The sequence below is a fragment of the Sulfitobacter sp. SH22 genome (genome assembly GCF_965641905.1).
GTDB lineage: Bacteria > Pseudomonadota > Alphaproteobacteria > Rhodobacterales > Rhodobacteraceae > Sulfitobacter.
In genome coordinates this window covers 3195457-3208818 of the sequence record NZ_OZ282573.1, presented here as the reverse complement: position 1 = coordinate 3208818, position 13362 = coordinate 3195457, and the positions used below count along the sequence as shown (strand labels likewise).

Below are 13362 nucleotides of genomic sequence, written 5' to 3'. Positions count from 1 at the left end.
TGGCCCGGCCCCCTTCAGACAGGCAATAACGGCGGGTTGTTATCGGATAACAACGCAGCCCCGCCCCGATCGATATTGAATATCCACAGATAAAAGCGCAAAGTTTCCACCATGAAACACACCCCATATTCCTTGGTTATGATTGCCGCCCTCAGCCTTGCAGCCTTGCCTGCTCAGGCCGCCGGCTGCTATGCAGACTATAAGGCAAAACAAGAAAACCCGCTGCGGCTCCATTACGGTGTCGCGGAAATAACGGGGGCCTGCAGCAAGGCCGCTGCGCGCGCCCAACTGTCCCAACGCCTCGCGGCAAACGGCTGGACATTGCTCAACATCGTGTCGGTGTTTGGCAACGAAGGACTAAACCAAAGGAGAGACAGTGCCGGACCAAACTTCCTCCGCTTCTAAGATGCGCCGCACCGGTGGCCGGTTTGTCGGCGGTGGCATTGCCGCCGTCGCATTGATCCTGCTCATCGGTGCGGGGCTGTTGCTATGGGCATTGCCCGATGCAAATGCCTTTAACGCGCAGGTCGAACGCATCTTTATCGAAAACGATGACCTGACCACACAGGCCGAAATCAAACTGCTCGAAATCCTCGCGCAATCGGGCACGGCGTTTTCCGAAACCCTCTCAAGCTACCGGATTGTCATCATCGTCTTGCTGGTCTTTGCCACAGCGATGCTGATCGCCGCCCTTGTCTTTCTGATCATGCTGATCGGCTTTAACCGCCGCATGGCGCAAATCGAACGTGTCGGCATCCAGGTGAACTCCCTGCTCATCAGCCGCGAGGAAAATACCGTCTATCTCAACAACCTTGGTTTCAAACTCACCGCCGCCGCGATGGAAACGATGTCGGTGCTTGCCGAAGCGCGGATGGATGACGATGTCCTTTCCGGCTCCGAAATCGAAGGCGTCATATCAGGCCGCAACGCATCGGACTGTGACGAAGCCGCCGGTGCAACGCGGATCAAACGGTTGCGCGACACACTCGGCAATCAGATCGTCTCCGAACTGCTGGTCAAGAATATCGCTCGCCGCGGCTATATGCTGGCCATCGACAAGACCGTGATAAAAGTACTCTGATCCATTCATTTTGCTAAATAAACTCCGGGGGAGCCGCCAAATGGCGGCGGGGGCAGCGCCCCCACTGGACAGTGGTCAATCGATCCCCCTAGTGTGCCCTTGAACATATTGCCAAGGAACACGCCCATGCCCGCACCACATAATCCGTTCAAGCAAGCCCTCAAAGACGGAAAAACGGTTTTCGGATGCTGGCTGGGCCTCGCCGATACGTTTAGCGCCGAACTGATGGGGACGGCGGGCTTTGACTGGTTGGTCATTGATGGCGAACACGCCCCCAACGATCTGCGCTCGATCCTGGCCCAGTTGCAGGTTCTCGAAGCCTCGCCCAGCCACCCTGTTGTCCGCGTCCCGATTGGCGAAACCTACCTGATCAAGCAGATACTGGATGCCGGCGCGCAAACCGTGCTGGTACCGATGGTGGATAATGCCGATCAGGCCCGCCAGCTGGTGCGCGATGTCACCTATCCCCCGCAGGGTGATCGCGGCGTCGGCTATGCCGTGACCCGCGCTGCGCGGTTTTCGCAAATCACCGATTATGGCCTGACGGCGAATGACCAGATTTGCCTGTTGGTGCAGGTGGAAAGCGTCAAAGGCCTTGCGAACCTTGATGAAATCCTTTCGATTGACGGAATTGACGGGGTCTTTATCGGCCCTGCCGATCTGGCCGCCGACATGGGGCATATGGGCAATGCGTTGCACCCCGATGTCCAGACTGCGATTATGGGGGCACTGACCAAGATCGACGCTTCGGGCAAGGCCGCCGGCATCCTGTCGACACATGACGAGATGACCCGTGACGCGATCAAGGCAGGCGCGCGTTTTGTTGCTGTGGGGGCCGATATTTTGATCCTCAGCCATACAGCGCAGGCTTTGGCCTCCAAATGGCAAGATACCCTTAAATGACCCGCGGTATTGCCCTGCTGGGCCTCGCCTATGTGCTCAGCCAGTTCTTCCGCGCTTTTCTGGCTGTCCTCAGCCCGGCCCTGCGCGCCGATATCGGTGCAGGCCCCGAAGACCTCGCCTTTGCGTCGGGCCTTTGGTTCTTTGCCTTTGCCGCAATGCAACTGCCGGTCGGCTGGGCCCTTGATACTGTCGGGCCACGACGGACTGCTGCCAGCTTGCTGCTTTTGGGCGGCGGTGGCGGGGCCGCGATCTTTGCGCTGGCGACGACCCCTTTGCATATCGACATTGCGATGGTCCTGATCGGCATCGGCTGCGCACCCGTCTTGATGGCGTCCTACTATATCTTTGCGCGTGAATACCCGCCTGCGCGTTTCGTGGTTCTGGCATCCGTCATGGTCGGCGTCGGCACCTGCGGAAACCTTGTCGCGTCTTACCCTATGGCCATCGCGGCCGAGACGATCGGCTGGCGCGCGTCACTTTGGGGGCTTTGCGCCATCACCAGTTTGACCGCCCTGGGCATCTGGGCCGTGGTGCGCGACCCTGCCACACCCGAAGGCGAAGTCCGTGGCAGCCTGTTGGCCGTTTTCAAGATCAAAGCCCTGTGGTTCATTTTTCCAATCATGGCCGTCAGCTATGCCCAGGTGGGCGCGCTGCGGGGTCTGTGGATCGGCCCCTATTTCGAAGACGTCTTTAACGCAGATGCGCATCAAATCGGTCTGGCGACATTGCTGATGGGGGCCGCCATGGTGGCAGGCACTTTCGCCTATGGCCCGCTTGACCGCTTGGCGGGCAGCACGAAATGGGTCGTTGTCGCAGGGACCACCGTAAACCTGCTGGCGCTATGTGGCCTGATCTTTTTCCCTGCAAGCGGCTTGATACTGGCGACATGTCTGATGGCGGCCATCGGCTTTTTCGGTGCAACCTATGCCGTGATTATCGCGCATGGGCGCAGCTTTCTGCCGCCCCATCTGATCGGACGGGGCATGACCCTTTTGAACCTGTGCAGCATTGGCGGCGTCGGCGTTGCGCAGTTTTTATCGGGTCGCGCCTTCGGGGCCAGCCAACCTGCAATCACCGCACAGGCCCCATATGTCGTCATTTTCACCTTGTTTGCCGGGATGATGGCCGCTGGGTTGTTTGTCTATCTGTTTTCACGTGACACAACCCATTAACGCACACCCCCTTCCCCCGCAGTCCCAAGCGGTATAAGAGGCGCGCACCATCACATTTTAGTATTGGAGTTTTAAGATGGGTTATCGCGTCGTCATCGCGGGTGCCACTGGTAATGTGGGCCGTGAAATGCTGAATATTCTGGCCGAGCGCCACTTCCCTGTGGATGAGATCGTGGCACTTGCCTCGCGCAAGTCTATGGGATCCGAAGTCAGCTTTGGCGATAAGACACTCAAGACGAAAGACTTGGATACGTTCGACTTTACGGGCTGGGATATGGCGTTGTTCGCCGTAGGTTCGGAAGCGACCAAAAAATACGCCCCCAAAGCCGCCAAGGCCGGTTGTGTGGTCATCGATAACTCGTCGCTGTATCGCTACGATCCGGATATCCCGTTGATCGTCCCCGAGGTAAACCCTCAGGCAATTCACGGTTATTCCAAGAAAAACATCATTGCGAACCCCAACTGTTCGACTGCTCAGATGGTTGTGGCCCTCAAGCCGCTGCATGACCGCGCAACGATCAAGCGCGTTGTCGTTTCGACCTATCAGTCGGTGTCCGGTGCGGGCAAAGACGGGATGGACGAGCTGTGGGACCAGACCAAGTCGATCTATAACCCGACCGACAGCACGCCTGCGCGCAAGTTCACCAAGCAGATTGCCTTCAACGTGATCCCGCATATCGACGTGTTTATGGACAGCGGTGACACGAAAGAAGAATGGAAGATGATGGTCGAGACGAAGAAAATCGTCGACCCCAAGATCAAAGTCACCGCCACTTGCGTGCGCGTCCCTGTCTTTGTCGGCCATGCCGAATCGATCAACATCGAATTCGAAGAGCATCTGGACGAGAACGAGGCCCGCGACATCCTGCGCGAAGCCCCAGGCGTTATGGTGATCGACAAGCGTGAAGACGGCGGATACGTAACCCCCGTTGAATGTGCCGGCGATTTTGCGACCTTCATCAGCCGCATCCGTCAGGACAGCACAATCGACAACGGTCTTAACCTGTGGTGCGTCAGCGACAACCTGCGCAAGGGCGCTGCGTTGAACGCGGTGCAGATCGCAGAACTGCTGGGCCGCGAAGTGCTGAAAAAAGGCTAAGCCCTTCTACTCTTCATGAGTTCAAACAAGGGCCCGCGCATGTCGCGGGCCCTTTGTCGTTCAGGCTACAGGATCGAGTATCCCATTACTGGACGCCCATAGCCGCCAAAGTACTGCCATCACATTCAGCCAGATTTCCTAGGCCGCCACCCCGACACCGCCCTCCGTTGCAAAGTCGAACCACAGCCTGCCTTGCCTGTATTCACCCTTTATCAGGTGCCCCGGTTTGTGAATTTCCGGAAACTCCACGGCCCAGTCGCGGAAACGGTCATTGGTAAGGATAACTGCCCCCATGTCGCGCGCGGCGTTCAGAATATACGGATCTGCGGGCATCCCCTTGGGCACAACCATCACGTTTTCCAGTGGTAATTTCAGCAGCCGGCTCATCGCCCTGTCATCCCGATACCGACCAGAAAACAGATAGCCCGCATTTGCGTCGAACATGACGCCCAGATCAAAGCCCTGCTTTTTCAGATGATCAACAACCTCCTGCACGCATTCGATACGCGGGGTGCCATCGCGCCAATACATCACGTTAGACCCGTCAATCACGATCAAACGACCGGCAGGTTCGCTCCGGCTTGCCACCCACTTGCGGGTTTCGCTGTACAGGATGAAAACGCTTGCAACGGTACACGGGCCAGCGATCAGGATCATGTCCGACCAAACGGCGGAAGACATCGACACAACCGTGCCAAATAGCGATACGAGAAATAGCAATATCGGTACAATCATAGCAAGAACAGATCACCCCTCGCGCCCCTGAGCAAGTACAAAAAATATACTGATCTGATTTCTGCCGACCGCCTTTAAACCGGCAGGAACATTTCCTTGTCAGCGCTATAGCACTCAAGCCCGCCCTCGCCGATGTCGGTCCACAATCCGTGCAAGGTCAGCTTGCCTTCGTCGACCTTCTCCGCGATCCACGGGAAAGTCATAAGATTCTCAAGCGACGTCATCACCGCGTGTTTTTCAAGCTGGCGCACTTGTTCCTGGGGGTCTTCAATCTCGGCTACGATCTCGTATTTTGGACGCAAAATATCCATCCAGCGGCCGACAAAGCTGTCCTTTGCATCCAGCTGCGGGGCCTTGCCCTGACACATATCGATGCAGCCTTGCACACCGCCGCAACTGGAATGTCCCAGCACGATCAAATGCGCGACGTTCAAGGATTGGACCGCGTATTCGACGGCGGCGGACGTACCGTGCTGTTCGCCATCGGGCAAGTAGGGCGGGACCAGATTGGCAATATTCCGGTGAATAAAGAATTCGCCCTGATCGGCACCAAAAATCGACGTAACATGAACACGACTGTCGCAGCACGAAATCACCATTGCACGGGGGTGCTGCCCGTCGCTGGCAAGACGTTTGTACCAAGCTTGATTCTCGGCGTAAGTGGTTGCTTTCCAACCGTGATATCGTTGTGCCAGATAAGATGGCAGTGGTTTCGCCCGATCCATAATATCATCCGCTCCTTTTGTGTCTCGCTGTAACTATCCTGAATTCTCATCACATTCGAGCAAAAAGGCGCTTGGCGCTCAACCATTTAAACACATCCCTTAACATATACGGGGTCAGTCATGGGGGCTTTTTAAGGGGTGATTGAAATGCAAGTTCTGCAAATGCGGCCAACCGAACAGGTCTGCGTCGACCAAGAAAGGTTGGGTACACTTTACAAACAATTGGGCGAAACAGATGCCGAAGACGTGGTGTGCCGCGCCTTGGAAGAACTGGCTTTGCGGATCTCGCATTGCGACCGGTTGTACCGCACTTCCGACTGGCAGGAATTGCGCAAAAACAGCCGGTCCCTGATTGCCATTGCAGATCAGGTCGGGCTGCAAAAGATGGCAGCCGTCGCCAATGATGTGATGTCGGCCGTCGACCAGGCCGATCCGGTTGCAATTGCCGCCACATTAACGCGGCTCATCCGTGTCGGGGAACGATCATTAACCGCCATTTGGGATGTGCAGGACCTGTCAATCTGACCGCTTGCGGTTGGCTGGGATACCACTAGGCTGCACCTGAACCCATTGCCCCAAAAGGTGCTGACCCATGCCCGCAAAATTCGCCGAACCGACAGCCAAAGCCATCCCCCTTCATCTGATCGGCGAAAGCCAGCTTGATGATTGGCTGGCCAACCAGCCTGCATCCGTGTCGGGTTGGGTTGCGGCAAACAGCTTTACCGCTGCGTTGGGTCAGGCCTTGGTTTTCGCCGGGCCTGACGGGTCTGTTGATATGGCCGTTGCGGGCTATGGCACCCAAACATCGCGCAGCAGGGGCCGGTTCCATTTGGCCGACGCCGCCGCAAAGCTGCCCAAAGGGGCCTACCGGCTTGAAACCGACCTTCCCAAGGATGTGCTCGCGAATGAGACATTGGGCTGGCTGCTTTGCGCGTACCGGTTTGATCGCTATGCAAAAAACGGCCCCATGCTGGCAGAGCTTGTGGCACCTGAAGGCGTAAATGCCGACCTGATGATTGCCATTGCCGATGGCGAAATGCTGACGCGGGATCTGATCAATACCCCCGCCTCGGACATGGGACCGCCTGATCTGGAAAACGCCGCACGCAGATTGGCTGACGCCTACGGTGCCCGGATCAGCGTTATTACCGGTGATGACCTGCTGGCGCAGAACCTGCCGATGATCCACGCCGTTGGTCGTGCGGCGGATCGTGCTCCTCGGTTGATCGACATGCGGTGGGGCGCAACGGGTAAAAAACTGACCTTGGTTGGCAAGGGTGTGTGTTTCGATACCGGCGGCCTGAACCTGAAACCTGCGGCATCCATGGGTCTGATGAAAAAAGACATGGGGGGTGCGGCGGCGGTGCTGGGCCTGGCCCGTATGATCATGGCCACGGGCATGGACATCCAGTTGCGCGTGCTTATTCCGGCGGTTGAAAACTCTGTGTCGGCAAATTCATTCCGCCAGCAGGATATTCTGACCTCGCGCAAGGGGCTGACGGTCGAGGTGAACAACACCGACGCCGAAGGTCGCTTGGTCCTCGCTGACGCGCTGGCGCTTGCAGACGAAGAAAAACCCGATCAGATTATTTCGATGGCCACCCTGACAGGTGCGGCCCGCGTTGCTGTCGGCCCCGACCTTGCACCCTATTTCAGTGACAGCCAGACCTTCGTGTCAGCGGTCGAAGCTGCCGCCGCAACTCACGCTGATCCGGTGTGGCGCATGCCTTTCCACACGCCATACGAGGCCATGATCGAACCCGGAATAGCAGACCTTGATAACGCGCCCACCGGTGGATTTGCAGGATGTATCACCGCGGCATTGTTCCTGCGCCGTTTCGTAACAGACAGCCCCTATGCGCATTTCGACATATACGGCTGGCAGCCAACCGCAGCACCCGCCCGCCCCAAAGGCGGCGTCGGCCAGGCGACACGCGCGTTGTTCGCGGCATTTGATACACTTTTGAAAAAATGACCGATTTTCGACTGTCCCCTGATCCTGCCAAGGTTCAGCAACAACAGCCGGCGCAGATCGTGATCGCCGTTGCCGATCTGTGCCGCAGCCCATCGGGCGCGCGGGACCGACAGGCGATCTATGGGGACGCGCTGACGGTTTTGGCCGCAGATGACGGCTGGTGCTATGTGCAGCTCGGCAAAGACGATTATTGCGGATATATTCGCGAAACGGCGATTGGCCCGCAGTCGCACGCCACCCATTTTGTGTCCGTGCCAGCGACCCACGCCTATCTAAAGGCCGATTTCAAATCCCCTGATCAGGTGTCTGTTAGCTTTGGCAGCAAGATCACCGTTCTTGATCACGTGGCCGGTTTTGCCGAAACCCAAATAGGCTACATCCCGATCCAGCACCTGAAACCGATAGACGATCTTGCGTCAGACCCTGCTGATATTGCCCGGTTATTTCTGGGCACGCCCTATCTTTGGGGGGGCAACAGCCGTTGGGGCATTGATTGTTCGGGCCTTGTTCAGGCGGCGTTTCTTGCTTGCGGCATCCCTTGCCCCGGCGACAGCGACCAGCAGCTGGCAATGGTCGGCTATGCCCCGCCTGCGGGCACCCCTTATCAGCGCAATGACCTGTTGTTCTGGAAAGGTCATGTTGCACTCGTGCTTGAGCCTGACCTGATGATCCATGCAAACGCCCATAAGATGGCCGTCACGCTAGAACCGATTACCGCGGCTCTTGAACGTATCGCAAAAACGGACGGCCTGATGACCGGGCACAAACGTCTAACGTCTTCCAAATGGTCTTAAATCCATCGTCGCCCTCGGCAGGCGCGACCAGCTAGATGTCAACGGCACGGATCAACTTGCGTTCCAGCACCCGCAAAACCGCGCCCAGCTCGTGACCGCGACGCAGCACCTGCCCGTTGGGCCCGACAACCGAATACATCCCTTGCTTCAAACGCATCTTTGGCCGTTTCTCGATCCGGTAAAGCGGCATTTCCGCAGTCCTTCGAAAGATCGAAAACACCGCGACCTCTCGCAAGCAAGAGATCCCGTAATCGCGCCATTCCCCCGCCGCGACCATGCGACCGTAAAGCGACAGGATCGGCGACAATTCGGTTCTGTGAAACGCTACCTGCTCAGGCGCGCGATCGTTTTTGTTGTTTGACGAATGTAAGTGCAAGGTCATGCTTTGACAGTTGCGTCGATCATCGGTCAAATCAAGCCCTATGTGGGATGAAATCCCTTGAAAGCGTTACAAAATATATGCAAATGATATCTTTATGAAACATGAAGGCCGCCAGACATGACCCCTCAAGCACGTGCTGAAAAATCCGCGTCCACCATGTGGGCCACCGATAAGGCAAGCCAGAACCTTGGCATGCGGATCGACCACATCGCGCCGGGTGCCGCAACGCTTTCCATGACAGTGGGGGATAACATGTTGAACGGGCACGGTATTTGCCATGGCGGCTATATTTTTACGCTCGCCGACAGCGCCTTTGCCTTTGCCTGCAACAGTTACAATCAGCTTGTCGTCGCCCAGCAAAATCAAATCACCTATCTTGCCCCCGGCAAGGCGGGTGAACGCCTGACAGCAACCGCAATTGAGCAAACAAAAACCGGACGATCCGGCATCTATGATGTAACAGTCACGGGGGAGGACAGCCGCATCGTCGCGCTGTTCCGTGGCCTGTCTCGCACCATAAAAGGCCAGCATTTCGAGGAGGAAATGACCCAATGAAAGACCTCACCCCCGCCCGTGAAAACCTTGACCCTATTGAGATCGCCAGCCGGGATGAGATAAGCGCATTGCAATTGGAGCGTCTGAAATGGTCCTTGCGGCACGCCTATGACAATGTGCCGTTTTACCGCAAAAGCTTTGACGATGCGGGGGTCCATCCTGACGATCTGCGCGACCTCAGCGATCTGTCCAGGTTTCCCTTTACCGTCAAAACCGACCTGCGCGACAATTACCCTTTCGGGATGTTCGCCGTCCCCCGCGAGCAGCTCGCCCGCATTCACGCGTCCTCTGGCACCACCGGTCAGCCGACCGTTGTAGGCTACACGAAAACCGATCTTGATAACTGGGCCAGCGTCGTGGCGCGGTCTTTGCGTGCAGCCGGCCTGAAACCCGGTGACATGCTGCACAACGCCTATGGATACGGTTTGTTTACCGGCGGTTTGGGCATTCATCTGGGTGCAGACAAGCTGGGGATCAGCACGGTGCCGATTTCTGGCGGGATGACCCCCCGTCAGGTGCGCCTGATCGAAGACTTCAAGCCGACCGGCATCACGGTCACCCCGTCTTATGCCCTGTCGATTCTTGACGAATACGCCCGCCAAGGCATCGACCCGCGCCAATCCTCGCTTGAGGTGGGGATTTTCGGTGCCGAACCCTGGACAAACGCCATGCGCGTCGAAATCGAACAGGCGTTTGATATGCATGCCGTTGATATCTATGGCCTATCCGAGATCATGGGCCCGGGTGTATCCTGCGAATGCGTCGAAACCAAAGACGGCCTGCATATCTGGGAGGATCATTTCTATCCCGAGATTATCAACACCGAAACCGGTCAGCCCGTTGCCGATGGTGAAAAAGGCGAACTCGTATTCACCTCGCTGACGAAAGAGGCCTTCCCGATCATCCGCTACCGCACCCGTGATCTGACCCGCCTGCTGGCAGGCACCGCGCGTAGCATGCGCCGGATGGAAAAAGTAACCGGCCGCAGTGACGACATGATCATTTTGCGCGGCGTAAATGTTTTCCCGACCCAGATCGAAGAAGCATTGATGTCCATCCCTGACCTTGCCCCGCATTTCCAGATCGAGCTCACCAAACCCGACCGCATGGATCAAATGCGCGTGCTGTGCGAATGCGCCAGACCCTACATCAGCGCAGATGCCCGCACTGCTGCCGCAGCCGCCCTTGCCGCGCAGATCAAGGAAACCGTTGGCATCAGCGTCAAGATTGACGTCAGTGACGTGGGCGGTGTGGCGCGGTCCGAAGGCAAAGCAGTGCGTATCATCGACAAGCGACCAAAAGGCTAACCCGACAGCGCATCCCCTGCGCTATCGGGTTAGCCTCGCGAAACGATCTTGATATCGCCGCCCTCAAGTTTAGAGTCATTCTAAATCATGAAAAAGATGTCCGGGGCTGTTTTCCCTTAACCGCAAACGTCTCAAGGATTTGTCCGAGCAGAAAATCATCGCCCTCGCGATCTCCTCCGAGGAAGGCGGCCATCGCCAACGGCCGATTGACCTGCACACCGAACGCTTTGGCCCGATGATCCCCTTGATCCGCCGCGATGGAAAAATCAGCCGAGGCATTCTACCTTCTGGCCGCCACCCGCACCACCGATGCCTCAACCCGCAAGCTGCTTGGTGATCTGGCCGCTGCCGAAGCAAGCCACATGGACAACATTTCTGGTGGGCCTTGCGGCATCGCTGGGGGCAGGCATCTCGATGGGCTTCACCGAAGCCGCCTCTGACGATGGTCAGATTTCGGGCCGTGGCTCGCCGGTCAACGCGGCCTGTCGGCTGGCGTGATGACAACACTTGGCGGGTTGGGCCACGCGCTGCCCTATTTGATCACCGATTTCTGGACCGCGACCCTCAGCGCCTTCGCCGTTGTGTTCGTTGAAGTTTGGGCCATTGTCTGGATCCAGAACCGCTATATGAACACACCGTTTTTCCGCGCCGCATTCCAGATCGTCCTGGGCGGCGCATTGGTATTCGCCGTTGGGGTTGTGATCGGGTCAGGGCGACCGCAACACGCAGTTGCACCTAACCCCGTTGCCCGCTACGAATTCAACATGCTGGCGATCTTCCTCAAAACACTGCCATTTTTCGCGCTGATCGGTCTGGGATACTGGGCCGGCCGAACCCGTTTCTTTACGACCGAAGCAACAGCCTATCTGACCAAATTCGTCTTTTACTTTGCCCTCTCGGCAATGCTCTTCCATTTTGCGGCGAACCTGTCTTTGGCCGACGTCTGGGACAGCCGCCTTGTCGCGGCCTATCTCTGGGGCACCGCCTTCGTCTATGGCATCGCAACGATCATAGGTTTCCTGCGCAACCTTGATGTCGCGAATAACGCGATGGAAGCGCAATGCGCCGTTATCGGCAATACCGGCTTTCTGGGCGTGCCGATGCTCACCCTCCTTTTGGGGCCCGACGCAATTGGCCCCGTCGTGCTGGTTCTTGCTGTCGATTTGATCGTCTTCTCCAGCTTGATCGTGATCCTCATCACCGGCAGCCGCGATGGCCAGATGAGCCTGCGCGTCTTGCGCACAATCGGCATGGGCCTTCTGAAAAACCCGATGATTGTCGCAATGACTCTGGGCTTTGTCTGGTCCGGCCTGCGCATCCCGATCCCGACCCCGATGAACGATTTCCTGGTCATCCTGGGCGGTGCCGCAACCCCCGGCGCGCTCTTCGCGATTGGCGCATCACTCGCGTCAAAATCAGCTGAAAAGCTTCAGGTCGCCGGCTGGCTGACCTTTTGCAAACTCGTGCTACACCCTGCCTTTGTCGCCATGGCCGCCTTGTGGTTCTTCAAGGTCGACCCCTACAAAGCGGGCGTTATCATCGCCGCCGCGTCCCTCCCGGTGGCAGGCAACGTCTACATGCTTGCACAACACTACAACGTCGGTCCGGCCCGCGTATCCGCAGCCATCCTCGTTTCTACCGCCCTCAGCATCTTTACGGTAAGCGCGATCATCGCGTGGGTCACAACCTTCTAGGCTTCACCCTTTTCCAAATACTCATCGCGAAGCGTCCAGCCCTTGCCGCCCGCGCCAATGCCCGCTAGCCATAAAGCAACATCGCACCACAGGAGAAACCCCATGAAAACCGTTTCCGAAAATGCCAGCTTCCGCGGCACCCAAGGCGTTTATTCTCACCTGTCCACCTCCTGCAATTGCGAAATGACCTTCGCCCTTTTCCTGCCCGAAGAAGCCAAACAAGGGCCGGTCCCGCTGCTTTGGTTCCTTTCAGGCCTCACCTGCACCCATGAAAACGCCATGACCAAAGCAGGTGCACAGGCCTGGGCGTCTGAACACGGGATCGCCGTCGTTTTCCCAGACACCTCCCCCCGGGGCGACGATGTCGCGGATGATGATGCCTATGATCTTGGCAAAGGTGCCGGGTTCTATGTCAACGCCACCCAGGACCCTTGGCAGCCGCATTTCCAGATGTGGAACTATATCGCCGACGAACTGCCAGCGCTACTCGCCGAAGAATTCTCGCTTGATATGGACCGCCAGGCCATCAGCGGCCATTCCATGGGCGGGCATGGCGCACTGACCCTCGCGATGAATCTCGACGGGCGCTTCAAATCAGTGTCGGCCTTTGCGCCAATTGCAAACCCCTCCGACAGCGACTGGGGCCGCAAACAGCTCAGCGCCTATCTCGGCCCGGACAAGGCCGCATGGGCCAACCACGACGCCACGCTTTTGATGGCCGAAAAAGGCTTTCCCGGTCCGGTTTTGATCGACCAGGGCACAGATGATCAATTCCTTGACCTTCTCAAACCCGAAGCCCTGGCCGCAGCAATCGCCAAGCGCCGCCAGAATGCCACCTTCCGCATGCAACCGGGGTATGATCACAGCTATTTCTTCATCTCAACCTTCATGGAAGACCACATCGCCTTCCATGCCGACGCGCTCTACGCAGATTGATCAA

General features: G+C 57.5%; 15 protein-coding genes and 1 pseudogene. 13 read left to right on the top strand and 3 right to left on the bottom strand.

Going from position 1 to position 13362, the window contains the following annotated elements; translation table 11 throughout:
• The first annotated feature begins 111 nt into the window (after positions 1-111).
• From ACSQ13_RS17670 to ACSQ13_RS17650, 5 genes are all read left to right on the top strand, one after another.
• The gene (locus ACSQ13_RS17670) at positions 112-405 is read left to right on the top strand and encodes a hypothetical protein (protein ID WP_295512124.1); all 294 of its coding nucleotides are present in this window, start codon (positions 112-114) and stop codon (positions 403-405) included.
• A gap of 1 nt (position 406) precedes the next feature.
• Positions 407-1081, top strand: a complete 675-nt coding sequence (locus tag ACSQ13_RS17665) for a winged helix-turn-helix domain-containing protein (RefSeq protein ID WP_176249059.1) — start codon at positions 407-409, stop codon at positions 1079-1081.
• Positions 1082-1207: 126 nt separating this feature from the next.
• The gene (locus tag ACSQ13_RS17660; protein WP_295512123.1) at positions 1208-1984 is read left to right on the top strand and encodes an HpcH/HpaI aldolase/citrate lyase family protein; all 777 of its coding nucleotides are present in this window, start codon (positions 1208-1210) and stop codon (positions 1982-1984) included.
• Positions 1981-3156: an MFS transporter gene (locus ACSQ13_RS17655; RefSeq protein WP_176248932.1), complete on the top strand. Its 1176-nt coding sequence runs from the start codon at positions 1981-1983 to the stop codon at positions 3154-3156. Before ACSQ13_RS17660 ends, ACSQ13_RS17655 begins: the two co-directional genes overlap by 4 nt.
• A gap of 76 nt (positions 3157-3232) precedes the next feature.
• Positions 3233-4255 (top strand): aspartate-semialdehyde dehydrogenase, encoded by a 1023-nt coding sequence (locus ACSQ13_RS17650; protein WP_295512121.1) that lies wholly within the window; start codon positions 3233-3235, stop codon positions 4253-4255.
• A gap of 138 nt (positions 4256-4393) precedes the next feature.
• Here the strand turns inward: ACSQ13_RS17650 and ACSQ13_RS17645 are convergent, their stop codons facing one another.
• Both ACSQ13_RS17645 and ACSQ13_RS17640 read right to left on the bottom strand, forming a co-directional pair.
• Positions 4394-4936 (bottom strand): NYN domain-containing protein, encoded by a 543-nt coding sequence (locus ACSQ13_RS17645; RefSeq protein ID WP_255200104.1) that lies wholly within the window; start codon positions 4934-4936, stop codon positions 4394-4396.
• Between the two features lie 128 nt (positions 4937-5064).
• Positions 5065-5715 (bottom strand): carbonic anhydrase, encoded by a 651-nt coding sequence (locus tag ACSQ13_RS17640; protein ID WP_176248929.1) that lies wholly within the window; start codon positions 5713-5715, stop codon positions 5065-5067.
• A gap of 147 nt (positions 5716-5862) precedes the next feature.
• Between ACSQ13_RS17640 and ACSQ13_RS17635 the strand changes: the two genes are divergently transcribed.
• The 3 genes from ACSQ13_RS17635 (at position 5863) to ACSQ13_RS17625 (ending at position 8484) form a co-directional block, all read left to right on the top strand.
• Entirely contained in the window at positions 5863-6240 is a 378-nt protein-coding gene (locus ACSQ13_RS17635) for a hypothetical protein (protein ID WP_255200103.1), read from the top strand.
• 67 nt (positions 6241-6307) lie between these two features.
• Positions 6308-7690, top strand: a complete 1383-nt coding sequence (locus ACSQ13_RS17630; RefSeq protein ID WP_176248928.1) for a leucyl aminopeptidase family protein — start codon at positions 6308-6310, stop codon at positions 7688-7690.
• Positions 7687-8484 carry an NlpC/P60 family protein gene (locus tag ACSQ13_RS17625; protein WP_295512118.1) on the top strand — a complete coding sequence of 266 codons (798 nt, stop codon included), beginning with the start codon at positions 7687-7689 and terminating at the stop codon, positions 8482-8484. Before ACSQ13_RS17630 ends, ACSQ13_RS17625 begins: the two co-directional genes overlap by 4 nt.
• Before the next feature lie 31 nt (positions 8485-8515).
• On the opposite strand, the gene ACSQ13_RS17620 is transcribed toward ACSQ13_RS17625, so the two are convergent.
• On the bottom strand, positions 8516-8866 hold the full coding sequence (locus tag ACSQ13_RS17620; RefSeq protein ID WP_176248926.1) for a DUF2794 domain-containing protein: 351 nt from the start codon (positions 8864-8866) through the stop codon (positions 8516-8518).
• A 117-nt stretch (positions 8867-8983) separates the two neighbouring features.
• Between ACSQ13_RS17620 and paaI the strand changes: the two genes are divergently transcribed.
• The 5 genes and pseudogenes from paaI to fghA all read left to right on the top strand — a co-directional run bounded on the left by paaI (position 8984) and on the right by fghA (position 13358).
• Entirely contained in the window at positions 8984-9421 is a 438-nt protein-coding gene (gene paaI / locus ACSQ13_RS17615) for a hydroxyphenylacetyl-CoA thioesterase PaaI (RefSeq protein ID WP_176248925.1), read from the top strand.
• Positions 9418-10728, top strand: a complete 1311-nt coding sequence (gene paaK, locus ACSQ13_RS17610) for a phenylacetate--CoA ligase PaaK (RefSeq protein WP_295512116.1) — start codon at positions 9418-9420, stop codon at positions 10726-10728. The genes paaI and paaK overlap by 4 nt, the downstream gene beginning before the upstream one ends.
• 106 nt (positions 10729-10834) lie before the next feature.
• Positions 10835-11441 (top strand): annotated as a pseudogene (locus tag ACSQ13_RS17605) (rubrerythrin family protein); the annotation flags it as partial.
• 51 nt (positions 11442-11492) lie between these two features.
• Entirely contained in the window at positions 11493-12422 is a 930-nt protein-coding gene (locus ACSQ13_RS17600; RefSeq protein WP_176249057.1) for an AEC family transporter, read from the top strand.
• Positions 12423-12524: 102 nt separating this feature from the next.
• Entirely contained in the window at positions 12525-13358 is an 834-nt protein-coding gene (fghA, locus tag ACSQ13_RS17595; RefSeq protein WP_176248923.1) for an S-formylglutathione hydrolase, read from the top strand.
• Positions 13359-13362 lie beyond the last annotated feature (4 nt).

Bases quoted from the DNA above. Each gene is read 5' to 3' on its own strand.
- ACSQ13_RS17630 (WP_176248928.1), top strand. From the start codon at position 6,308: ATGCCCGCAAAATTCGCCGAACCGACAGCCAAAGCCATCCCCCTTCAT.
- ACSQ13_RS17655 (WP_176248932.1), top strand. From the start codon at position 1,981: ATGACCCGCGGTATTGCCCTGCTGGGCCTCGCCTATGTGCTCAGCCAG.
- ACSQ13_RS17665 (WP_176249059.1), top strand. From the start codon at position 407: ATGCGCCGCACCGGTGGCCGGTTTGTCGGCGGTGGCATTGCCGCCGTC.
- ACSQ13_RS17640 (WP_176248929.1), bottom strand. From the start codon at position 5,715: ATGGATCGGGCGAAACCACTGCCATCTTATCTGGCACAACGATATCAC.
- ACSQ13_RS17660 (WP_295512123.1), top strand. From the start codon at position 1,208: ATGCCCGCACCACATAATCCGTTCAAGCAAGCCCTCAAAGACGGAAAA.
- ACSQ13_RS17620 (WP_176248926.1), bottom strand. From the start codon at position 8,866: ATGACCTTGCACTTACATTCGTCAAACAACAAAAACGATCGCGCGCCT.
- ACSQ13_RS17670 (WP_295512124.1), top strand. From the start codon at position 112: ATGAAACACACCCCATATTCCTTGGTTATGATTGCCGCCCTCAGCCTT.
- ACSQ13_RS17650 (WP_295512121.1), top strand. From the start codon at position 3,233: ATGGGTTATCGCGTCGTCATCGCGGGTGCCACTGGTAATGTGGGCCGT.
- ACSQ13_RS17600 (WP_176249057.1), top strand. From the start codon at position 11,493: ATGCTGGCGATCTTCCTCAAAACACTGCCATTTTTCGCGCTGATCGGT.
- ACSQ13_RS17645 (WP_255200104.1), bottom strand. From the start codon at position 4,936: ATGTCTTCCGCCGTTTGGTCGGACATGATCCTGATCGCTGGCCCGTGT.
- ACSQ13_RS17625 (WP_295512118.1), top strand. From the start codon at position 7,687: ATGACCGATTTTCGACTGTCCCCTGATCCTGCCAAGGTTCAGCAACAA.
- fghA (WP_176248923.1), top strand. From the start codon at position 12,525: ATGAAAACCGTTTCCGAAAATGCCAGCTTCCGCGGCACCCAAGGCGTT.
- paaK (WP_295512116.1), top strand. From the start codon at position 9,418: ATGAAAGACCTCACCCCCGCCCGTGAAAACCTTGACCCTATTGAGATC.
- ACSQ13_RS17635 (WP_255200103.1), top strand. From the start codon at position 5,863: ATGCAAGTTCTGCAAATGCGGCCAACCGAACAGGTCTGCGTCGACCAA.
- paaI (WP_176248925.1), top strand. From the start codon at position 8,984: ATGACCCCTCAAGCACGTGCTGAAAAATCCGCGTCCACCATGTGGGCC.